Origin of the sequence: Microbacterium sp. YJN-G (genome assembly GCF_015040615.1) — a bacterium.
Taxonomy (GTDB): Bacteria; Actinomycetota; Actinomycetes; order Actinomycetales; family Microbacteriaceae; genus Microbacterium.
In genome coordinates this window covers 1579634-1601987 of record NZ_CP060402.1, presented here as the reverse complement: position 1 = coordinate 1601987, position 22354 = coordinate 1579634, and the positions used below count along the sequence as shown (strand labels likewise).

Here is a 22354-nt window from a genome sequence, read left to right as displayed (position 1 = left end):
CTTGACCGCATCGCCGACCCTCCCGGAGGAGAACATGACCAACCCGATCGCCGACCCCGGCCACGGACACTCGCCTGCAGCCTGGACGGCCGTTGTGATCATGCTGCTCGGCTTCACCGTCGGCACGGTGTTCTTCTGCCTCGAGATGGCGGTCGGCGTCTGGATCTCGGTCGCTGTCATCGTCCTCGGCGCCATCAGCGGCTGGGTGCTCGCGAAGGCGGGCTGGGGTGTGAAGGGTCCGAAGTACACGCCGAAGGCGCACTGATGGTCCTCGCCGACCTGACGGCCGGCGCTGTCGAGGATGCCGAACGCCGTGCACAGACCAGGCCGCTGGCCGAGGTCGAGCGCGCCGCCCTGGCACGACCCGCCGCTCGTGACGCCCTCGCGGTGCTCGCCCCCGCCGACCGCGTGAAGATCATCGCCGAGGTCAAGCGCGCGAGCCCCTCGCGCGGCGCCCTCGCCGAGATCCCCGATCCCGCACTGCAGGCCTCGCTCTACGAGCAGGGCGGTGCCTCCGCGATCAGCGTGCTGACCGAGGAGCGCCGCTTCGGCGGCAGCCTCGCCGACCTCGAGGCCGTCACCGGCCGCGTGTCGCTGCCCGTGCTGCGCAAGGACTTCATCGCGACGCCCTACCAGGTGCTCGAGGCACGCGCCGCCGGCGCCGATCTCGCCCTGCTCATCGTCGCCGGTCTCGAGCGCGAGGTGCTCACGCAGCTGCACGCCCTCATCCTCGAGCTGGGCATGACCCCGCTCGTCGAGACCCATTCCGCCGAGGAGCTGGAGGTCGCCATCGATCTCGGTGCCTCGCTGATCGGCATCAACGCCCGCAACCTGAAGACCCTCGAGCTCGACCGCGACCTGTTCGCGCGGCTTGCGGACCGCATCCCCGACACCGCGATCCGCGTCGCCGAGTCGGCCGTCCTCGCCCCAGAGGACGTGCGCCGCTACCGCGAGGCCGGTGCCGACGTCGTGCTCATCGGCGAGGCACTCGTCACGGGTGACCCCGTGGCGACGCTCGGAGCGTTCCTGGAGGCGGGCTCGTCGGTGATCCGTCCCCGGAAGGAGACCCTGTGAGCCTGCGCGACCAGCACGGCCCGTTCTTCGGCGAGTACGGCGGGCGGTACATGCCGGAGTCGCTGATCGCCGCGATCGACGAGCTCGCCGCCGCCTACGAAGAGGCCATCGCCGACCCGGAGTTCCGCTCCGAACTCGCGGCCCTGCTGCACTCCTACGCGGGGCGGCCATCGCCGATCACCGAGGTGCCCCGGTTCGCCGAGCACGCCGGCGGAGCGCGGGTCTTCCTCAAGCGCGAGGATCTCAACCACACCGGCTCGCACAAGATCAACAACGTGCTCGGCCAGGCGCTGCTGACCAAGCGGCTCGGCAAGACCCGCGTCATCGCGGAGACCGGCGCCGGGCAGCACGGCGTCGCCACCGCCACCGCCGCGGCGCTGTTCGGGCTGGACTGCACGATCTACATGGGCGAGGTCGACACCGAGCGCCAGGCGCTGAACGTCGCGCGCATGCGGCTGCTGGGTGCCGAGGTCGTCGCCGTGAAGACCGGCTCGCGCACCCTGAAGGACGCGATCAACGACGCGTACCGCGACTGGGTCGCCAGCGTCGAGACCACCAACTACATCTTCGGCACCGCCGCGGGACCGCATCCGTTCCCGGCCATGGTCCGCGACTTCCAGAAGATCATCGGCGAAGAGGCGCGCGAGCAGCTGCAGGCCGAGGCGGGCCGGCTGCCCGACGCGGTCATCGCCTGCGTCGGCGGCGGCTCCAACGCCATCGGCATGTTCGACGCGTTCCTGGACGACGAGGGCGTGCGGCTGTACGGCGTCGAGGCCGCCGGAGACGGCGTCGACACGCCGCGGCACGCCGCCTCCATTGAACGCGGCCGACCCGGCATCCTGCACGGAGCGCGGACCTACCTGCTGCAGGACGACGACGGCCAGACCGTCGAGTCGCACTCGATCTCGGCCGGCCTGGACTATCCCGGAGTGGGGCCGGAGCACGCCTGGCTCGCCGACATCGGTCGCGCGGACTACATCCCCGCGACCGACGACGAGGCGATGCAGGCGCTGCGCCTGCTCAGCCGCACCGAGGGCATCATCCCCGCGATCGAGTCGGCGCACGCGCTGGCCGGCGCGCTGCGGATCGGCGCGGAGCTCGGTCCGGATGCCGTGATCGCCGTGTGCCTGTCGGGCCGCGGCGACAAGGACATGGACACGGCCGCCCGCTACTTCGGCCTCTACGACGAGGAGGACGCGTCGTGAGCCGTGTCGAGGACGCCATCCGCCGCGCCCACGAAGCAGGTCGCGGGGCCTTCGTCGGCTACCTGCCCGTCGGCTACCCCGACCTGCAGACCAGCATCGACGCGGCCCTCACGCTCGCACGCAACGGCGTCGACGTCATCGAGCTCGGCCCGCCCTACTCCGATCCGGTGATGGACGGCGAGGTGATCCAGCAGGCGACCCAGCAGGCGCTGGCAAACGGCTACCGCACCCGTGACCTGTTCACCGCCCTGCGGGCGATCACCTCGCAGACCGACGTGCCCGTCGTCGTGATGACGTACTGGAACCCGGTGCTGCAGTACGGCGTCGACCGCTACGCCGACGACCTGCTCGCCGCCGGGGGAGCAGGATTGATCACCCCCGACATCACGCCCGAGTCCGCGCAGGAGTGGATCGACGCGAGCACCCGCACCGGGCTCGACCGGGTCTTCCTCGCCGCGCCCACCTCGACCGACGAGCGCCTCGACCTGGTCATCTCGGCATCCACCGGATTCGTGTACACCGTCTCGACCATGGGCATCACGGGGGAGAGGGCAGCGCTGGACCGCGCGGCACGCACCCTCGTCGAGCGCATGCGCGCCCGGGGCGCGACCTCGGCGTGCGTCGGCATCGGCATCTCGAACGCCGAGCAGATCGCCGGCGTCATCGAGTACGCCGACGGCGCGATCGTCGGCACCGCACTGGTCAAGGCGCTGCGCGACGGCGGCCTCGACGGTCTCGCGGAAACCACCCGTGCACTCGCAGGCGGCACGCCGTCGTCGCGATTCACGTCAGCGAACTAGGATCTCTCTCATGTCTCCTGCGCTTCACAGCACTTTCACGAGCGTGCTCACCAGCATCCCGAGCCCGCCGTCCAGCGGCTTCAACATCGGCCCGGTGCCCATCCGCTACTACGCGCTGTGCATCATCGCGGGGATCATCGTGGCCACGCTGATCTCGAACCGCCGGCTCACCCGGCGCGGGGCGGAGAACTGGGTCGTCATCGACATCGCGATCCTCGCGGTGCCGATCGCGATCATCGGGGCGCGCATCTTCCACGTGCTCACGCACCCGGACTTCTACTTCGGCCCGGGCAAGAACACCTGGAACCCCTTCGAGCCCGGCTCGGTATGGGCGATCTGGGAGGGCGGCATCGCCATCTTCGGCGCCCTGCTCGGCGGCGCCGTCGGCGCCTGGCTGGGATGCCGCTGGACCGGCATCCGGTTCTGGACCTTCGCCGACGCGATCGCACCCGGTCTGCTGCTCGCCCAGGCGATGGGCCGGTTCGGCAACTGGTTCAACCACGAGCTGTTCGGCCTGCCCACCGACCTGCCCTGGGGCCTGGAGATCGAGTCGACCAACCCCGCGTTCCCGGCGGGACTGCCCGAGGGCACGCTCTTCCACCCGACGTTCCTGTACGAGGTGCTCTGGAACGGCCTGGGCGTGCTCGTGCTGCTGTGGCTCGGCCGCAAGGTGTACTTCCAGTGGGGCCGGCTGTTCGCCGCGTACCTGATCTGGTACAGCGCCGGCCGCATCGTGTGGGAGTCGATCCGCATCGACCCGAGCGAGGTGCTGCTCGGCCTGCGCAGCAACGTGTGGGCGGCGATCATCGGTGTCATCATCGGCATCGTGATCCTCGTCGTGCAGACGCGCCGTCACCCGGGCGTCGAACCCTCGCCTTACGTCTCTGGTCGTGAACCCGTCGAGGCGGATGTAGAATCGCAGAACGATTACGTGGACCTGAGTGAGCCTCCGGCCGCGTCGATCGACGCAGGAGCCCCCGCCACAAGCACCGCTCCCTAGCGCGAGCACGTCACCCGAGACGTCCATCTCGCGGCGTGTGATCCTTCACACTGAACGAGCGGGCCAACGCTGTCCCCGGTTTCACCTACAACACTGAGGACGGTGACTGGTGTACTTCCAGCCTCCCTACGGCGCCTCCGGCGCCTACCCCCCGAAGCAGGGGATGTACAACCCCGCCCACGAGAAGGATGCCTGCGGCCTGGCCATGGTCGCAACGCTCCGCGGGGAACCCGGCCATGACATCATCGCGCTGGCGCTCGAAGCGCTGCGCAACCTGGAACACCGCGGTGCGATCGGCTCTGACGCCGGCACCGGCGATGGCGCCGGCATCCTGACCCAGATGCCGGACGCGTTCCTCCGTTCGGTCACTGATTTCGATCTCCCCCCGGTCGGCGAGTACGCCGCAGGCCTCGCGTTCCTCCCTCGGGAGTCGAGCGCCCGCCGCGAGCAGAAGGCCGGCATCGAGCGCATCGCCGCTGAAGAAGGACTCGTCGTCCTCGGCTGGCGCGTCGTCCCGACCGCCAACGAGCACCTCGGCAAGCTCGCCGACGAGGCCCGCCCCGCCTTCGAGCAGCTGTTCGTCTCCCGCCCGGGGCTCTCGGGCCGCGACGCCGGATCGGGCCTGGCGCTCGACCGGATCGCCTACCGGCTGCGCAAGCGCGCCGGCCACGAACTCGGTGCCTATTTCGTCTCGCTCTCCGCCCGCACGCTCGGGTACAAGGGCATGGTCACCACCCTGCAGCTCGAGCCGTTCTACCCCGACCTGCAGGATGAGCGCTTCGCCTCGGAGCTCGCCGTCGTGCACTCGCGCTACTCGACCAACACCTTCCCGTCGTGGCCGCTCGCGCAGCCGCTGCGGATGCTCGCCCACAACGGCGAGATCAACACCGTCGGCGGCAACCGCAACTGGATGCGGGCCCGCCAGTCGCAGCTCGAGTCCGAGCTGCTGGGCGACATGCGCCCGCTGCTGCCGATCTGCACCGAGGGTGCCAGTGACTCGGCATCGTTCGACGAGGTGCTCGAGCTGCTCACCCTCACCGGGCGCAGCCTGCCGCACGCCATCATGATGATGGTGCCCGAGGCCTGGGAGAAGCAGACCGACCTCGACCCGGAGCTGCGCGCCTTCTACGAGTACCACTCCAACCAGATGGAGCCGTGGGACGGCCCGGCCGCGCTGATCTTCACCGACGGCACCCAGGTCGGCGCGACCCTCGACCGCAACGGGCTGCGCCCGGGACGCTGGACCGAGACCACCGACGGGCTCGTCGTCATCGGCAGCGAGACCGGAGTGCTGGAGTTCGAGCCCGCGCGCATCAAGCGCCGCGGACGCCTGCAGCCCGGCCGCATGTTCCTCGTCGACACCGCACAGGGCCGCATCGTCGAGGACGAGGAGATCAAGCACGACCTCGCGACCCTGCACCCGTGGCAGGAATGGCTGGACCAGGGCGCGGTGCGCCTGGAGGACCTGCCCGAGCGCGAGCACATCGTGCACCCCGCGGCATCCATCACCCGCCGGCAGCGGACCTTCGGCTACACCGAGGAGGAGGTGCGGATCCTGCTCACCCCGATGGGGCAGAACGGGGTCGAACCGCTCGGCGCCATGGGCAGCGACGCACCGATCGCGGTGCTCAGCGACCGCCCCCGCCTGCTTTTCGACTACTTCGTGCAGCAGTTCGCGCAGGTGACGAACCCGCCGCTGGACGCGATCCGCGAAGAGGTCGTCACCAGCCTGCGCCTGGGGCTGGGCCCCGAGCGCAACCTGCTGAGCTGGGGAGCGGACCACGCGCAGACCGTGAGCCTGGACTTCCCGGTCATCGACAATGACGAGCTGGCGAAGCTGCGCCACATCGACCGGGCCCTGCCCGGCCGATCGAGCGCCACCATCCGCGGGCTCTATCACTTCGACGCCGGTCCCCACACGTTGCAGGAGCGGCTCGCCGAGATGTGCGCCGAGGCGGATGCCGCCATCGAGCGCGGCGCCGAGCTGATCATCCTCTCCGACCGCGACTCGAACAAGGACCTCGTTCCGATCCCGTCGCTGCTGATGGTCGCCGCCGTGCACCACCACCTCATCCGGCGTGAGAACCGCATGAAGGTCGGCCTGGTCGTCGAGGCCGGTGACGTGCGCGAGGTGCACCACGTCGCCACGCTCATCGGCTACGGCGCCTCGGCCGTCAACCCGTACCTGGCCATGGAGACGGTGGAGCACCTGGTGCGCACCGGCTACATCACCGGGATCACGCCCGAGAAGGCGGTGCGCAACCTGATCTACGCGCTCGGCAAGGGCGTGCTGAAGATCATGTCGAAGATGGGCATCTCGACCGTGTCGTCGTACGCGGGCGCGCAGGTGTTCGAGGCCATCGGCCTGAGTCAGGAACTCGTGGACGCCTACTTCACGGGCACCGAGACGAAGCTCGGCGGCATCGGCATCGAGGACGTGTTCGCCGAGAACCAGGCCCGCCACGACTTCGCCTACCCCGAGGACGAGGCGGTCCGCGCCCACGAGCGCCTGTGGACCGGTGGCGAGTACCAGTGGCGGCGCGACGGCTCCCCGCACCTGTTCAACCCCGACACGGTGTTTCGGCTGCAGCACTCCACGCGCACCCGCCGGTACGACATCTTCCGCGAGTACACGAAGCTCGTCGACGACCAGGCACGCGAGCTGAAGACGCTGCGCGGGCTGTTCGAGTTGCGTGTCGGCGAGCGGCCGCCCGTGCCGCTGGACGAGGTCGAGCCGGTCAGCGCGATCGTCAAGCGCTTCTCGACCGGGGCGATGAGCTACGGCTCCATCTCGAAGGAGGCGCACGAGACGCTCGCCATCGCGATGAACCGCATCGGAGGCAAGTCCAACACCGGCGAGGGCGGCGAGGACCCCGACCGCCTGGTCGACCCCGAACGCCGCAGCGCCATCAAGCAGGTGGCCTCGGGCCGGTTCGGCGTGACCAGCCAGTACCTCACCGAGGCGGACGACCTGCAGATCAAGCTCGCGCAGGGCGCCAAGCCCGGCGAGGGCGGTCAGCTGCCCCCGCAGAAGGTGTACCCGTGGGTGGCGCGCACCCGTCACGCGACGCCCGGCGTCGGCCTGATCTCGCCGCCGCCGCACCACGACATCTACTCGATCGAAGACCTCAAGCAGCTGATCTTCGACCTCAAGCGCGCCAACCCCAGGGCCCGCATCCACACGAAGCTGGTCAGCCAGTCGGGCATCGGCGCGGTCGCGGCGGGCGTCGCGAAGGCGCTCAGCGACGTCGTGCTGGTCTCCGGTCACGACGGCGGCACCGGCGCGAGCCCGCTGAATTCGCTCAAGCACGCCGGCACCCCGTGGGAGCTGGGGCTGGCCGAGACGCAGCAGACGCTCATGCTCAACGCGATGCGCGACCGCGTCGTGGTGCAGGTCGACGGTCAGCTCAAGACCGGTCGCGACGTCATCATCGGCGCCCTGCTGGGTGCTGAGGAGTTCGGCTTCGCCACCGCGCCGCTGGTCGTCAGCGGCTGCATCATGATGCGCGTCTGCCACCTCGACACGTGCCCGGTGGGCGTGGCCACGCAGAACCCGCTGCTGCGCGAGCGCTTCACCGGCAAGCCGGAGTTCGTCGTGAACTTCATGGAATTCATCGCCGAGGAGGTGCGCGAGCACCTCGCCGCCCTCGGCTTCCGGTCACTGGACGAGATCGTGGGACGCACCGAACTGCTGCGCACCGACGCCGCCGTCCGGCACTGGAAGACCGAAGGGCTCGACCTCGCGCCGATCCTGGAGGGACCGGTGTTCCCGGCCGGCGAGCCGCGCAAGAGCGCCAGGCCGCAGGACCATGAGCTCGACAAGCATTTCGACACCACGCTGATCGCCCTGTCGGGGGATGCCCTCGACAACGGCGAGCCGGTGCGGATCGACCTGCCCATCCGCAACACCGAACGCGCGGTCGGCACGATGCTCGGCCATCACGTCACCTCGCGCTACGGGGCGGCGGGCCTGCCCCGCGAGACGATCGACGTCACACTGCGCGGCACCGCCGGTCAGTCGCTGGGCGCGTTCCTGCCCTCGGGCATCACGCTGCGGCTGGAGGGCGACGCGAACGACTACGTCGGCAAGGGGCTGTCCGGAGGCGACATCGTCATCCGCCCGTCCCGCGAGGCGTCCTTCGCCCCGCAGGACAACGTGATCGCCGGCAACGTCATCGGCTACGGCGCCACGGGCGGCACGATGTTCATCTCCGGTGTGGTGGGGGAGAGGTTCCTCGTCCGCAACTCCGGCGCCACCGCCGTGGTGGAGGGCGTGGGCGACCACGCCCTGGAGTACATGACCGGCGGCGTGGCGGTGATCCTCGGCACCACCGGGCGCAACCTGGGAGCGGGGATGTCCGGCGGCGTCGCCTACGTGCACGGCCTGCGCGAGGCGCAGGTCAACGCCGAGGCGCTGGCCGGCGGCGAGTTGACGCTCGGCGGTCTCGACGACCTGGACGTCGAGGTGGTGCAGCGTCTGCTCGCCGAGCACGCCGAGCGCACCGGATCGCCGCTGGCATCCGGTCTGCTGCAGGACGCGGATGCCGTGCGCACGTCGTTCGTCAAGGTGCTGCCGCGCGACTTCGCGGCCGTGCAGTCGATCCGCCAGGAGGCGGAGATCGCCGGGGTCGACCCCGACGATGAGAGTATCTGGACCCGGATCCTGGAGGTGACCGGTGGCTGACCCCAAAGGCTTTCTGAAGACCACACAGCGTGAGCTGCCGGCCCGCCGCCCGGTGCCGGTGCGCATCATGGACTGGAAAGAGGTCTACGAACCAGGCGACCGTGCCGTGCTGCGCCGGCAGGCCGGACGATGCATGGACTGCGGTGTGCCGTTCTGCCACTCCGGTTGCCCGCTGGGCAACCTCATCCCGGAGTGGAACGACCTCACCTGGCGCGACGAGGGCCGCGCGGCGATCGACCGGCTGCACTCCACGAACAACTTCCCGGAGTTCACCGGTCGGCTGTGCCCGGCCCCCTGCGAGAGCGCCTGCGTGCTGGGCATCAACCAGCCCGCGGTGACCATCAAGCAGATCGAGGTGTCGATCATCGACGAGGCCATGGCGCACGGCTGGGTGGAGCCCCGCCCGCCGCAGCGCCTGACCGGCAAGACCGTCGCCGTGATCGGCTCGGGACCCGCGGGTCTCGCCGCCGCACAGCAGCTCACCCGAGCCGGCCACACCGTGGTCGTGTACGAGCGCGATGACCGCATCGGCGGGCTGCTGCGCTACGGCATCCCGGACTTCAAGATGGAGAAGCGCCACCTCGATGCCCGCCTGCGTCAGATGCAGGAGGAGGGCACCCGGTTCCGTGCCGGGGTCGAGATCGGCAGGCAGATCTCGTGGAGCGACCTGCGCGCCCGCTACGACGCCGTGCTGATCGCGACCGGATCGACGGTGCCGCGTGATCTGCCGATCCCGGGCCGAGACCTGCCCGGCGTGCATTTCGCGATGGAGTACCTCGTCGAGTCGAACCGTGCGGTCGCGGGCGATGCCGTGCCGAACCAGATCAGCGCCAAGGGCAAGCACGTGGTGGTCATCGGCGGCGGTGACACCGGCGCCGACTGCATCGGCACCGCGCACCGCCAGGGCGCGCTGAGCGTCACCAACCTGGCCATCGGGCGTCAGCCCGCCAGCGAGCGCCCCGAGCACCAGCCGTGGCCCACGATGCCCACCCTGTTCGAGGTGCAGTCCGCACACGAGGAGGGCGGGGAGCGCACCTACCTGGCGTCGACCGTGGAGTTCCTCTCGGACGAGGCCGGGGCCGTGCGCGCCGTGCGGGTGGCCGAGACCGAGTTCGTGGACGGACGCCGGGTGCCGCGCAGCGGCACCGAACGCGAGATCCCCGCCGACCTCGTGCTCATCGCCATGGGCTTCACCGGCCCCGAAGCCGAGGTGCTCGGCGACCGCGACGTGCCTGCCGTGACCGAACGTGGCGTGTTCCAGCGCGATGCACGCTACGTGTCGTCGGAGAATGGCGTGTACGTGGCCGGCGACGCCGGCCGCGGGCAGTCGCTGATCGTGTGGGCCATCGCAGAGGGCCGCGCGGCGGCATCCGCCATCGACCGTGACCTGATGGGGTCAACGGTGCTTCCCGCACCGGTCGCCGCAACGGATGTCGCGCTGAACGTTCAGCCCGCGTAGGCTGAGCGCGGCAGCGTCGCCAGATCCCCCTTTCCCTTCCTACCCTGGAGAAGCCGTTGAGACGCGCGAAAATCGTGGCCACGCTCGGGCCTGCAACCTCGACCTATGAAACGGTCCGTGCTCTGATCGAGGCCGGTGTCGACGTCGCCCGGCTCAACCTGAGCCACGGCGACTACTCGGTGCACGAGGCGAACTACGCCAACGTGCGCCGCGCCGCCGAGGATGCCGGCCGTGCCGTGGCAGTGCTCGTCGACCTGCAGGGTCCGAAGATCCGCCTGGGTCGCTTCGAGGACGGCCCGTACGAGCTGGCCGTCGGTGACATCTTCAAGATCACCACCGAGGACATCATCGGCAACCGCGAGATCTGCGGCACCACGTTCAAGGGCCTGCCCCAGGACGTCAAGCCCGGTGACTTCCTGCTGATCGACGACGGCAAGGTGCGCGTGGAGGTCGTCGACACCGACGGCACCGTCGTGACCACGCGCGTCATCGTGGCCGGAGCGGTCTCGAACAACAAGGGCATCAACCTGCCCGGTGTCGCCGTCAACGTCCCCGCGCTGAGCGAGAAGGACGAGGACGACCTGCGCTGGGGTCTGCGCACCGGCGCCGACATCATCGCGCTGTCGTTCGTGCGCAACGCGAGCGACGTCGACCGCGTGCACGAGATCATGACCGAGGAGGGGGTTCGCATCCCCGTCATCGCGAAGATCGAGAAGCCGCAGGCCGTCGACGCCCTCGAGGAGATCGTCGACGCGTTCGACGGCATCATGGTCGCCCGCGGTGACCTGGGCGTCGAGCTGCCGCTCGAGGCCGTGCCGATCGTGCAGAAGCGTGCCGTCGAGCTTGCCCGCCGCAACGCCAAGCCCGTCATCGTCGCCACGCAGATGCTCGAGTCGATGATCTCCAGCCCCGTCCCGACCCGCGCCGAGACCTCGGACGTCGCCAACGCGGTGCTCGACGGCGCCGACGCGGTGATGCTCTCGGGCGAGACCAGCGTGGGGGAGTACCCGATCGTGGTCGTCGAGACGATGGCGCGCATCATCGAGTCGACCGAGGAGCACGGCCTGGAGCGGATCGACCCGCTGACCACCAAGCCGCGCACGCAGGGCGGGGCGATCACGCTCGCCGCGCTCGAGGTGGCCGAGTTCGTCGAGGCGAAGTTCCTCTGCGTGTTCACGCAGTCCGGTGACTCCGCCCGCCGGCTCTCGCGGCTGCGTTCGCGCATCCCGATGCTGGCGTTCACGCCGCTGCCCGGGATTCGCCGCCGCATGGCGCTGACCTGGGGCATCCAGTCGACGCTGGTCGACATGGTGCAGCACACCGACGCGATGTTCCACCAGGTGGACGACTACCTTCTCAGCGCCGGCCTGGCGCAGGAGGGCGACCGCGTCGTCGTCATCTCCGGATCTCCTCCCGGGATCATCGGCTCCACCAACGACATCCGCGTCCACAAGGTCGGGGATGCCGTGGGCGGGGCGGCACCGGTCTACAAGTCCGGCGTCTGACTCACGCGAAGAGAGGGCGAAGCTTCGGCTTCGCCCTCTCTTCGCGTCTGTCGCGGCCGCGTGTCGCTGTTCCGCTCAGGGGCAGCCGACGAGGCGTCCGCGGCGGCGGGCGATGACCAGGAGTGCTGCGGTGGCGATCGAGCACACGATCACGGCGACGATGCTGGCCTCGGGCCCGAAGGATCCGCCGCTCAGCCAGGCGGGCCCCGACGTGCTCGCGTTCACAAGCGCGCCGCTCGCCTCGCTGCCCGAGCTGACCGTGCCGAAGATCCCGACCAGGGCGATGTTCCAGCCCAGGTGCAGGCCGATCGGCAGCCACAGGCTGCCGGTCACCGCGTAGGCGGCGCCGAGCATGAGTCCGGCCTCGATCGCGATGGCGATCGCGCCCCAGACCGTCGCACCGGGGTTCACCAGGTGCACGAGTCCGAAGAGCACCGCCGACACGCCCAGTGCCATCCAGCTGCCCCATCGCCCCTGCACGAGCCGGAAGATCACCCCGCGGAACAGCACCTCCTCCGCGACGGCGATCGTGCACATCATCCCGATCACGCTCAGCGCGCCACTGAGCGATCCCCAGCCCGTGATCTCATAGCCGCCGAACGCCGCGAGCACCGCGATGGTGATGGCGGCCAGCAGCAGACCGCCGCCGAAGCCGGCAAGCGTCATGCGCGCCGCGCCGCGGGGAGCCAGTTCTCCCACCTCGCGGTGTTCGAGGCGCCGCACCGCGAAACGGTACAGCCACAGCACGAGCACGGCCAGCAGCGGTCCGATCAGCAGCGCCGCGAACGGGTTCTCGAGCGACGCGGCGGTCGAGTTCGCCGCGAGCATCACGATCGCGAACCCGGCGACCAGGACGGCCGCTCGCGCTCGGGGCCGGCCTGCCAGGCGGGTCTGGGCCGGCTTCATGGGCCGGCCCCGCTTCAGCGTATGGCCCGGCTTCGTGGTCCGGGCCGGCTTCATGATCTGGGGAATGTTCATCGCAGTCGCTCTCCTCGGTGCTGCCAATCGGTCGAGGAGCACGTTACGGATGCCACGGCGCGGGGACATCACACTGGGGAGGGAAACCTCGGTAGCACCGCGGAGGGATGCCGAGAGACGGTGCCGGCGGTGGGACTCGAACCCACACGTCCTCACGGACAAAGCATTTTGAGTGCTCCGCGTCTGCCATTCCGCCACGCCGGCGCGTAGTGCGTCTACGACTTTAGCGCAGGAGCGCGCCCCGTCCGGCGCGTTCGGCGGGTTCCTGCACAGGGTCGCGCGCCGCTCTCGTCTAGACTGGTTGCGTGACCGAGCAAGAGCAGGCAGAACCGGCTGAGCAGCCCACGGCATCCGCACCGCGACGCGTCGTCGTCGCCGAGGACGAATCGCTGATCCGACTCGACATCGTCGAGATCCTCCGCGACAACGGCTTCGACGTCGTCGGCGAGGCCGGCGACGGCGAGACGGCGGTGCAGCTGGCCACCGAGCTGCGTCCCGACCTGGTGGTCATGGACGTGAAGATGCCGCAGCTGGACGGCATCAGTGCCGCCGAGCGACTGCACAAGGCGAACATCGCTCCGGTGGTTCTGCTGACCGCGTTCAGCCAGAAGGAGCTCGTCGAGCGCGCCAGCGAGGCCGGCGCCCTGGCGTACGTCGTCAAGCCGTTCACGCCCAACGACCTGCTCCCCGCGATCGAGATCGCCCTGGCCCGCCACGAGCAGATCATCACGCTTGAGGCCGAGGTCGCCGACATGGTCGAGCGCTTCGAGACCCGCAAGCTCGTCGACCGTGCCAAGGGCCTGCTGAACGAGAAGATGGGCCTGTCCGAGCCCGAGGCGTTCCGCTGGATCCAGAAGGCGTCGATGGACCGCCGACTGACCATGCAGGATGTCGCCAAGGCGATCATCGAGCAGCTGGCTCCCAAGAAGTCCTGACGGCCCGAGCCGATCGATCAAGGACGTGTCCCGCTCAGGCGGGCACGTCCTTGATCATGTTCGTGATGCGGATCGTCGAGCAGCGCCGGCCCTGATCGTCGGTGACGACGATCTCGTGCACGGTGACGCTGCGGCCCAGATGGATCGGAGTGCACACTCCGGTCACGATCCCCGAGGTCGCGGCACGCGTGTGGGTGGCGTTGATGTCGACGCCGACGGCCAGCCGTCCCGGACCCGCGTGGAGGTTCGCCGACATCGAGCCGAGCGATTCGCCGAGCACGACGTAGGCCCCGCCGTGCAGCAGCCCGACCGGCTGCGTGTTGCCCTCGACCGGCATCGTGGCGACGCTGCGCTCGACGGAGAACTCGGTGAACTCGATCCCCATCTTCTCCGCGAGCGCGCCCATGCCGCGCGCCGTCGCCCACTCCAGGCCGCTCGTCCGGGTCTGTCCCACGCATCCTCCTCGGTGAGTGTCCGTCGCTCTCGTTAGGCTTGCAGAGTGACGGACTCCGCAAAGCCTACCCTCATGGTCGTCGACGGCCACTCGCTCGCGTACCGGGCGTTCTTCGCCCTTCCGGTCGAGAACTTCACGACCAGGGACAACCAGCACACGAACGCCATCTACGGCTTCCTGTCGATGCTGGTGAACCTCATCAAGGCCGAGAAGCCGACCCACATGGCCATCGCCTTCGACACCTCGCGGCACTCCTTCCGCACCGATGAGTACCCCGAGTACAAGGCGACCCGCTCCGAGACGCCGCAGGAGTTCCGCGGGCAGATCCCGCTGCTGCAGGACTGCTTGGCCGCGATGTCGATCCGCGTCCTCACTCAGGAGGGCATCGAGGCCGACGACATCCTGGCGACGCTGGCGAAGCAGGGCTCCGAGAAGGGCTACGACGTCCTCGTCGTCTCCGGCGACCGCGACACGATCCAGCTCGTCAACGACGAGGTCACCCTGCTGTACCCGTCGGTGCAGGGCGTCTCGCAGCTCAAGCGCTACGACCCGGTCGCCGTGCAGGAGCGCTACGGGGTGCGCCCCGAGCAGTACCCCGACATCGCGGCCCTCGTCGGCGAGACCAGCGACAATCTCCCGGGTGTGCCCAAGGTGGGGGAGAAGACCGCCGTGAAGTGGCTGACGCAGTTCGGCAGCCTCGACGAGCTGCTCGAACGCTCCGGCGAGATCAAGGGCGTCGTCGGCGGAAACCTGCGCGACCACATCGACGACGTGCGCCGCAACCGCAAGCTGAACCGGCTCCTGAACGACGTCGAGCTGCCCGTCGGGCCCGACGACCTCGCGGTCGCCCCCATCGACGCGCAGGCCGTGCGCGACATCTTCGCGCGGCTGGAGTTCCGCACCCTGCTGCCGCGCGTCTTCGAGGCCGTCGGAGCGGGTGATGAGCCCACGCACGACGCGCCCACCGTCGAGATCCCCACCCCGGTGGAGTCCTCGGCGAGCGACATGGCCGAGTGGCTGCGCACCCGTTCCGGCGAGGTCGCGGTGAGCCTGGTCACCGCCGGCGGGGCGATCTCCCGCGTCGGGTTCGCCGACGCCGCGGATCTGCGCGAGGGCGCCTGGGACGACGAGGCGGCGGCAGCACTGCGGGAGTGGCTCGAATCCGATGCACCGAAGGTGCTCAACGACGCCAAGCCGCAGCTGAAGGCACTGCTGGCCGACGGCATCCGCCTGGGCGGGCTCGCCTACGACACGCTGCTGGCCGGCTGGCTGATGCGTCCGAGCTTCCCCGACAAGACCCTCGGTCACCTGGTCGGCCGATACCTGGACGAGAAGCTGCCCGAGGCGGACCCGACGCAGCTCGTGCCCGAGACCGACGGCGCCACGCCGTCGCAGGAGGCGTGGTTCACACTGCGGACCGCGGATGCCATCCGCGAGGCGATGCCCGAGTCGGTCGCATCCGTGCTCGTCGACATCGAGCTGCCCACCCTGATCGCCCTCGCCGACATGGAGGTCGCGGGCGTCGCGGTCTCGCACGAGGTGCTCTCGGGCTTCTCCGGTGAGCTGCTGGCCCGTTCCGAGGTTCTCGCGGCCGAGGCGTTCGCCCTGGTCGGGCGGGAGTTCAACCTCGGCTCGCCCAAGCAGCTTCAGGAGGTGCTGTTCGAAGATCTGCAGCTGCCGAAGACGCGCAAGACCAAGACCGGCTACTCGACGGATGCCGCGGTGCTGGCCGATCTGCAGGAGACCCACCCGCATCCTTTCCTCGCCCTGCTGCTGCAGCACCGTGAGGCGACCAAGCTGCGCCAGATCATCGAGTCGCTCGACACCGCGATCGCCGCTGACGCCCGCGTGCACACCACCTACGTGCAGACCGGCAGCCAGACCGGCCGGCTCTCGAGCACCGACCCGAACCTGCAGAACATCCCGGTGCGCACCGAGGAGTCGCGTCGCATCCGCAGCGCGTTCCAGGTGGGGGAGGGCTACGAGACCCTGCTCACCGCCGACTACTCGCAGATCGAGATGCGCATCATGGCGCACCTGTCCGGCGATGCGGGCCTCATCGAGGCGTTCAACTCCGGTGAGGACCTGCACCGCTTCGTCGGCGCCCGGGTCTTCGGGGTGCAGCCCGAGGACGTGACCCCGGCGATGCGCACCAAGGTCAAGGCCATGTCGTACGGCCTCGTCTACGGGCTGAGCGCCTTCGGACTGTCCAAGCAGCTGCGCATCGAGCAGTCCGAGGCCAAGCAGCTGATGATGGAGTACTTCGCGCGATTCGGCGCCGTGCGCGACTACCTGCGCGCATCGGTGCTGCGGGCGAAGGAAGACGGTTATACCGAGACCATCTTCGGCCGCCGCCGGCCGTTCCCCGATCTCAGCAGCCCGAACCGCGTGCTGCGCGAGAATGCCGAGCGCGCAGCGCTCAACGCACCGATCCAGGGCAGCGCGGCCGACATCATGAAGATCGCGCTGTTCCGCATCCACGCCGACCTGCGTGACGCCGGCATGCGCTCGCGGGTGCTGCTGCAGATCCACGACGAGCTCGTGGTCGAGGTGGCCGGGGGTGAGTGGGACGCCGCGGAGCGGATCGTCCGCGAGCGGATGGCCGGTGCCGCGGATCTGTCCGTGCCGCTGGACGTGCAGGTCGGCCGCGGCGGCGACTGGAACGAGGCCGCGCACTAGGTCAGTACAACGAGGCCGCACGCTCGGTCCGCGTCCGCCCGCCGCTCCCGGGGCAGGCCGGGGCGCGGGGCTAGGCTCGTCTGCATGACTGCTGAACCCCGTACCCCGTCCGCGATCGACCAGGTCGCCGAACGATGGGTCGACACCCTGGCTGAGCTCTCACCCGTGCTCGCCACGTACATCGGACGCAATGAGGCGAACGGCCGGCTCGACGACGTCAGCCCCGAGGGCCACGAGCGCTCGGTCTCGGCCGCGCGCAGCGCGCTGGCCGAGCTGGACGCACTCGAGGCCGCCGACCCGATCGACGAGGTCACCAAGACCGACCTCTCCGCCGAGCTGCGGCTGCAGATCGAGCTGCACGAGGCGCAGTGGCAGCTGCGCGACCTCAACGTCATCGCCTCCGCTCCGCAGGAGTTCCGTCAGGCCTTCGACCTGATGCCGACCGAGACGAGCGACGACTGGTCCGTCGTGTCCGAGCGACTCGCCGCGGTGCCCGCCGCATTGAAGGGCTACATCGACACGCTGCGCGAGGGCATCCAGCAGGGTGTCGTCCCCGCCCGCAGGCAAGTCGACGAGGTCGCCGTCCAGATCGCCCGCTACACCGCCGGCGACGGATTCTTCGCGGACTTCGCGGCGAACGCCGCCCCGGCGGAGGGCCAGCTGCCTGCTTCCCTCGCCCGGGACCTCGCCGACCGCTCCGGTGCGGCACGGGTCGCCTACGACGAGCTGCGGACGTTCCTCACCGATGAGCTCGCGCCGGCGGCCACCGAACAGGATGCCGTGGGCCGCGAGCTGTACGCGCTGAACTCGCGCCGCTTCCTCGGAGCGACCATCGACCTCGACGAGACCTACGATTGGGGCCGCGAGGAGCTCGCCCGGATGATCGCGGAGCAGGAGGCTATCGCGAACGAGATCCTGCCAGGCGCGAGCGTCGAAGAGGCCGTCGCCCACCTCGAGGCGGATCCGGCCCGCAAGCTGCACGGCACCGACGAACTGCAGCGCTGGATGCAGGAGACCAGCGACCGTGCCATCGCCGAGCTCGGCGCGACCCACTTCGACATCCCGGAGAAGATCCGCGCGCTGGAGTGCATGATCGCCCCCACCCAGGAGGGCGGGATCTACTACACCGGCCCGACGGACGACTTCTCCCGCCCGGGACGGATGTGGTGGTCGGTGCCCGAGGGCGTGACCGAGTTCGACACCTGGCGCGAGCTGACCACGGTGTACCACGAGGGCGTTCCCGGCCACCACCTGCAGATCGCGCAGGCGACGTACAACCGGGCCGAGCTGAACACGTGGCGCCGTGTGCTCGCCGGCACCTCCGGTCACGCCGAGGGGTGGGCGCTGTACGCCGAGCGGCTGATGGAGCAGCTCGGCTACCTCGACGACCCCGCCGACCGCCTCGGCATGCTCGACGGCCAGCGTCTGCGCGCGCTGCGCGTGGTGCTCGACATCGGCGTGCACCTGGGCAAGCAGCGCCTGGATGGATCCGGCGTCTGGGACCACGACTACGCGCTGGAGATGATGCGCCGCAACGTGAACATGTCCGACGAGTTCCGCCGGTTCGAGGTGAACCGGTACCTGGGCTGGCCCGGTCAGGCGCCGTCGTACAAGGTCGGGCAGCGGATCTGGGAGCAGGTGCGGGATGCCGTGCGCGAGCGCGAGGGCGAGGCGTTCTCGTTCAAGGAGTTCCACAAGCGCGCCCTCGACATCGGCGGCGTCGGGCTCGACACCCTCCGCACGGTGTTCCTCGGCTGATTCAGTTCCTCGGCTGATTCGGTTTCCCGGCTGTTTCCGGCCCTCGGCCGCTCAGTCGCGTCGTCGGTGCGACACGCACCGGCGACGCGACTGCTGCGGTTCTACGATGAGAACATGTCCGAACCCTCGATCGCGAGTCGCTCGACGATAGCCGCACGGCTCGATGCGCTGCCGTTCACGCGCTCGCACCTGCGCGTCCTGACCGGCTCGGGGGTCGGATGGGCCCTCGACGCGATGGATGTGGGGCTCATCTCGTTCATCATCGCGGTGCTCGCCCAGCAGTGGTCGCTGACCCCGGCTGAGACCGGGTGGATCGCCTCGGTGGGCTTCATCGGCATGGCCGTGGGGGCGAGCGTCGGCGGGCTGCTCGCCGACCGGCTCGGCCGGCGTCAGGTGTTCGCGATCACGCTGCTCGTCTACGGCGTCGCCACCGGTGCCAGCGCCCTCGTCGGCGGTGTGGCCATGCTGCTCGTGCTGCGCTTCTTCGTCGGACTCGGCCTCGGCGCCGAGCTGCCCGTCGCGTCGACCTACGTGAGCGAGTTCGCTCCCGCCGCGATCCGCGGCCGGCTCATCGTCATCCTCGAGGCCTTCTGGGCGGTCGGGTGGACGGCATCCGCACTGATCGGCTACTTCGTCATCCCGGCATCCGAGAACGGCTGGCGATGGGCGTTCGCACTCGGCGCCGTCCCCGCCGCCTACGCACTGGTCGTGCGCTGGGGGCTGCCCGAGTCGCCGCGCTGGCTCGCGTCCCGCGGCCGGATCGCGAAGGCCGACCGCATCGTGTCGTCGTTCGAGGTCGACGCGGCGCTGCAGCGCACTCCGTCGTTGCGCAAGGAACCCGTGCGCGAGAGCCTCGCCGTCACGTCGTCGGGCCGGGTACGGATGCTGTGGGCGCCGGAGTTCCGGCTGCGCACGGCGAGCGTGTGGACGGTGTGGTTCTGCGTGAACTTCGCCTACTACGGCGCGTTCATCTGGATCCCGAGCATCCTGTTCGAAGCCGGGTACGACCTGGTCAAGTCCTTCGGGTTCACCCTCATCATCACGCTCGCCCAGCTTCCCGGGTACGCGGTGGCGGCCTGGCTGATCGAGGTGTGGGGGCGCCGGCTCACCCTCTCGGTATTCCTGGCCGGATCCGCCGTCTCGGCCATCCTGTTCGGCATCGCCGGCAGCGAGGGGATGATCATCGGCACCGGGATGGCGCTGTCGTTCTTCAACCTCGGCGCCTGGGGCGCGCTGTACGCAGTGACGCCGGAGATCTATCCGACATCCCTGCGTGCCACCGGCGCCGGCTGGGCGGCGGGTGTCGGGCGGATCGCGTCGATCATCGCGCCGCTGCTCGTGCCCGTGCTGCTGGCGCAGGGCGGGGCGCCACTCGCCTTCGTCGTGTTCTCGGCGTTCTTCGCGGTCGCGACCGTCGCGGCGTGGGGCCTGATCGACCGGCGGGGCGCGGCGCTCGACGAGCGCTGAGGCCACGGTCAACGACGTGTGCTGAGGCGACGGCACTGACGAGCGCTGAGACGACCGACGCCGCCCGTTCGGGCGAACCCGGCGGGTGCGCCGCGGCCATAGGCTGAGAGCATGGTGTCAGTGCGTTTCGCAGCGATCGGCGACTCCTTCACCGAGGGGGTCGGAGACGAGCTTCCCGACGGCCGCGTGCGCGGCTGGGCCGACATCGTGGCACAGGGCTGGGCCGACGCCGCCGGGCATCCGATCCAGTACGCGAATCTGGCGATCCGGGGGCGTCTGGCCTGGCCGATCGTCGAGCAGCAGCTCGAGCCTGCGCTCGCCCTGCGACCCACGCATCTGTCGTTCAACGGCGGCGGCAACGACATGCTGCGGCCCAACGCCGACATCGAGCACATCGCCGACGCGTTCTCGCGGGTGATGCGGCGCTGCGATGAGGAGGGCGTGCAGCTGATCGTGCTGTCGGGCGCCAACCCGAGCGGGCGGCTGCCGATGGGGCGTATGGTGCAGCGTCGCGGCGACGAGCTGTCCGCGGCCGTGCTGCGGCGCATCGAGAAGCGACCTGGCGTCATCCGTGCGCTGAACTGGCCGGATGCCGAACTGTCGCGCCCGCAGTACTGGTCGGATGACCGGCTGCACATGAACGCCAACGGGCACCACCGGGTGGCCGCACGCGTGCTGCACGCGCTCGGCTACGAGCCGCCTGAGCACTGGTGGGCGCCCGCGGAGCATCCCGTCGCCGGGCCCGGCGGGCTGGCCTACTACCGTGACCACGTCGGCCCGTGGATCCGGCGCCGCGTCACGCGCACCTCGTCCGGCGACGGACGCACCGCGAAGTACGCGGCCTGGTCGGAACGGGTTCCGCAGTGAGCCGGTCCGCAGTGAGCCGGTCCGCAGTGAGCCGCTTCGCGGGACGTCGGCTGCCCCGCCGCATCGTGCAGCTGATGGTCGGGCTGTTCCTCTACGGCATCGGCATCGCCTTCATCATCCGCGGCATGATCGGTGCCGCGCCGTGGGACGTGCTGACCCAGGGCATCTCGCGGCACGTGCCGCTGAGCTTCGGCACCATCACGATCATCGTCAGCGGCATCGTGCTGCTGATCTGGATCCCGATCCGCCAGAAGCCGGGTATCGGCACGATCCTGAACGCGCTCCTGGTGGGTCCTGCAGCCGATGCCGGGTTCCTGCTCATCCCGATCACCGACCTGCTCTGGCTGCGCGTCATCTACTTCGCGGTCGGGCTGACCGTGCTCGCAGCGGCCACCGGCCTGTACATCGGTGCCCATTTCGGCCCTGGCCCGCGGGACGGGCTGATGACGGGCCTTCATCGTGTGCTCGGCTTCCCGATCTGGGTCGTCCGGACCGCGCTGGAGGTCACGGTCGTCGCGATCGGGTGGCTGCTCGGCGGGAACGTCGGTGTCGGCACGGTCGCCTTCGCGCTGCTGATCGGCCCGCTCTGCCAGTACTTCATGCGCATCTTCGAGGTGCGTCCGCCGCAGGCCGGCGTTCGGCCGCGATCAGTGAACGGGCCGGCCGATCGGCGGCCGGAGGCCGACGACGAGCTGTGCGGCGACCCGGTGGGCGGCTGATGGAACTCACCGAGATGCGCCGCATCCCCGGCGGCACGGTCACGCTGCACGATGCGCGGCGCAAGGAGCACAGAACAGTCGAGCTCGAGTCGTTCGAGATCGGCATGTTCCCCGTCACCGAAGAGCTCTTCGCCGAGCTGCTGGGCGTCCCGTCGCAGCATCCGCGGCGCCCCGCAGGCGACCTCAGCTGGCTGCGTGCGATCCGCTTCTGCAACGCCGCCTCGGAGTGGGAGGGACTGGATCCCGCGTACAGCTACGACGGCGAGGACGTCACCTGGCACGTCGACAGCGACGGCTACCGCCTGCCGACCGAGGCCGAGGGGGAGCACGCGTGCCGGGCAGGTTCCACGGGGCCGCACTACGGCCCGCTCGACGAGGTGGCGTGGACGGCCGCCGACGGCGTCACCTCGCCGCAGGATGTCGGCGGTCGCCTGCCGAACCTCAACGGACTGTTCGACATGCTCGGCAACGTGTGGGAGTGGTGCTGGGACCTCCTCGACCCCGAACGCTACGACGACTACCGCGTCTTCCGCGGTGGTGGCTTCGCCGACGAGGCGTGGAGCGTGCGAGCATCCACGCGCCGCGGCGGCGCACCCCGGATGCATCACGACGACGTCGGGATGCGGCTCGCGCGCGGCGGATTCGACGCGGTCGACGCCGCCCAGGGATGGTCGGCGCGGGCGGATGCCGAACGCGGCGGACGCGGGGGACCACGTCCGTTCGGCTGGACACCGCGCCGCTGAGCAGCGGTCCGAGTCACGCGCGCCCAC

17 protein-coding genes and 1 tRNA gene are annotated in these 22354 nt (G+C 70.0%); 15 read left to right on the top strand and 3 right to left on the bottom strand.

Translation table 11 applies throughout. The annotated features are described in order from the left end of the window. The first annotated feature begins 34 nt into the window (after positions 1 to 34). From H7694_RS07525 to pyk, 8 genes are all read left to right on the top strand, one after another. Positions 35 to 265 (top strand): HGxxPAAW family protein, encoded by a 231-nt coding sequence (locus H7694_RS07525; RefSeq protein WP_193598885.1) that lies wholly within the window; start codon positions 35 to 37, stop codon positions 263 to 265. Beyond that, positions 265 to 1074 (top strand): indole-3-glycerol phosphate synthase TrpC, encoded by an 810-nt coding sequence (gene trpC / locus H7694_RS07520; RefSeq protein ID WP_193598884.1) that lies wholly within the window; start codon positions 265 to 267, stop codon positions 1072 to 1074. The genes H7694_RS07525 and trpC overlap by 1 nt, the downstream gene beginning before the upstream one ends. Further along, positions 1071 to 2279: a tryptophan synthase subunit beta gene (gene trpB, locus H7694_RS07515; RefSeq protein WP_193598883.1), complete on the top strand. Its 1209-nt coding sequence runs from the start codon at positions 1071 to 1073 to the stop codon at positions 2277 to 2279. Before trpC ends, trpB begins: the two co-directional genes overlap by 4 nt. Further along, positions 2276 to 3079 (top strand): tryptophan synthase subunit alpha, encoded by an 804-nt coding sequence (trpA, locus tag H7694_RS07510; RefSeq protein WP_193598882.1) that lies wholly within the window; start codon positions 2276 to 2278, stop codon positions 3077 to 3079. The genes trpB and trpA overlap by 4 nt, the downstream gene beginning before the upstream one ends. Before the next feature lie 10 nt (positions 3080 to 3089). Next, entirely contained in the window at positions 3090 to 4079 is a 990-nt protein-coding gene (gene lgt, locus H7694_RS07505; RefSeq protein ID WP_193598881.1) for a prolipoprotein diacylglyceryl transferase, read from the top strand. A 163-nt stretch (positions 4080 to 4242) separates the two neighbouring features. Continuing rightward, complete coding sequence (gltB, locus tag H7694_RS07500; RefSeq protein ID WP_193599123.1) at positions 4243 to 8763, top strand: glutamate synthase large subunit; 4521 nt, start codon at positions 4243 to 4245, stop codon at positions 8761 to 8763. Next, complete coding sequence (locus H7694_RS07495) at positions 8756 to 10222, top strand: glutamate synthase subunit beta (RefSeq protein ID WP_193598880.1); 1467 nt, start codon at positions 8756 to 8758, stop codon at positions 10220 to 10222. The genes gltB and H7694_RS07495 overlap by 8 nt, the downstream gene beginning before the upstream one ends. A 56-nt stretch (positions 10223 to 10278) precedes the next feature. Continuing rightward, the gene (gene pyk, locus H7694_RS07490) at positions 10279 to 11727 is read left to right on the top strand and encodes a pyruvate kinase (RefSeq protein ID WP_193598879.1); all 1449 of its coding nucleotides are present in this window, start codon (positions 10279 to 10281) and stop codon (positions 11725 to 11727) included. A gap of 75 nt (positions 11728 to 11802) precedes the next feature. Here the strand turns inward: pyk and H7694_RS07485 are convergent, their stop codons facing one another. Together H7694_RS07485 and H7694_RS07480 are read right to left on the bottom strand one after the other, a co-directional pair. Further along, positions 11803 to 12705 (bottom strand): CPBP family intramembrane glutamic endopeptidase, encoded by a 903-nt coding sequence (locus tag H7694_RS07485; protein WP_227468339.1) that lies wholly within the window; start codon positions 12703 to 12705, stop codon positions 11803 to 11805. Positions 12706 to 12826: 121 nt separating this feature from the next. Further along, positions 12827 to 12909 (bottom strand) — tRNA-Leu (locus tag H7694_RS07480). Between the two features lie 101 nt (positions 12910 to 13010). Here H7694_RS07480 and H7694_RS07475 point away from each other — a divergent pair. Beyond that, a complete protein-coding gene (locus H7694_RS07475; protein WP_193598878.1) occupies positions 13011 to 13640 on the top strand; it encodes an ANTAR domain-containing response regulator in 630 nt (209 codons plus the stop codon). A 34-nt stretch (positions 13641 to 13674) separates the two neighbouring features. Here H7694_RS07475 and H7694_RS07470 read toward each other — a convergent pair whose 3' ends face one another. Further along, positions 13675 to 14046, bottom strand: a complete 372-nt coding sequence (locus H7694_RS07470) for a hotdog fold thioesterase (protein WP_193599121.1) — start codon at positions 14044 to 14046, stop codon at positions 13675 to 13677. Between the two features lie 93 nt (positions 14047 to 14139). Here H7694_RS07470 and polA point away from each other — a divergent pair, with 93 nt between their 5' ends. The 6 genes from polA to H7694_RS07440 all read left to right on the top strand — a co-directional run bounded on the left by polA (position 14140) and on the right by H7694_RS07440 (position 22327). Then, positions 14140 to 16773: a DNA polymerase I gene (gene polA, locus H7694_RS07465; RefSeq protein WP_193598877.1), complete on the top strand. Its 2634-nt coding sequence runs from the start codon at positions 14140 to 14142 to the stop codon at positions 16771 to 16773. A gap of 84 nt (positions 16774 to 16857) precedes the next feature. Further along, positions 16858 to 18531 (top strand): DUF885 domain-containing protein, encoded by a 1674-nt coding sequence (locus H7694_RS07460; protein WP_193598876.1) that lies wholly within the window; start codon positions 16858 to 16860, stop codon positions 18529 to 18531. A 114-nt stretch (positions 18532 to 18645) separates the two neighbouring features. Then, the gene (locus H7694_RS07455) at positions 18646 to 19998 is read left to right on the top strand and encodes an MFS transporter (RefSeq protein ID WP_193598875.1); all 1353 of its coding nucleotides are present in this window, start codon (positions 18646 to 18648) and stop codon (positions 19996 to 19998) included. Positions 19999 to 20109: 111 nt separating this feature from the next. Continuing rightward, positions 20110 to 20865: an SGNH/GDSL hydrolase family protein gene (locus H7694_RS07450; RefSeq protein WP_193598874.1), complete on the top strand. Its 756-nt coding sequence runs from the start codon at positions 20110 to 20112 to the stop codon at positions 20863 to 20865. 11 nt (positions 20866 to 20876) lie between these two features. Beyond that, entirely contained in the window at positions 20877 to 21584 is a 708-nt protein-coding gene (locus H7694_RS07445; protein WP_227468338.1) for a YczE/YyaS/YitT family protein, read from the top strand. Next, positions 21584 to 22327 (top strand): formylglycine-generating enzyme family protein, encoded by a 744-nt coding sequence (locus tag H7694_RS07440; RefSeq protein ID WP_193598873.1) that lies wholly within the window; start codon positions 21584 to 21586, stop codon positions 22325 to 22327. Before H7694_RS07445 ends, H7694_RS07440 begins: the two co-directional genes overlap by 1 nt. Positions 22328 to 22354: the final 27 nt, after the last annotated feature.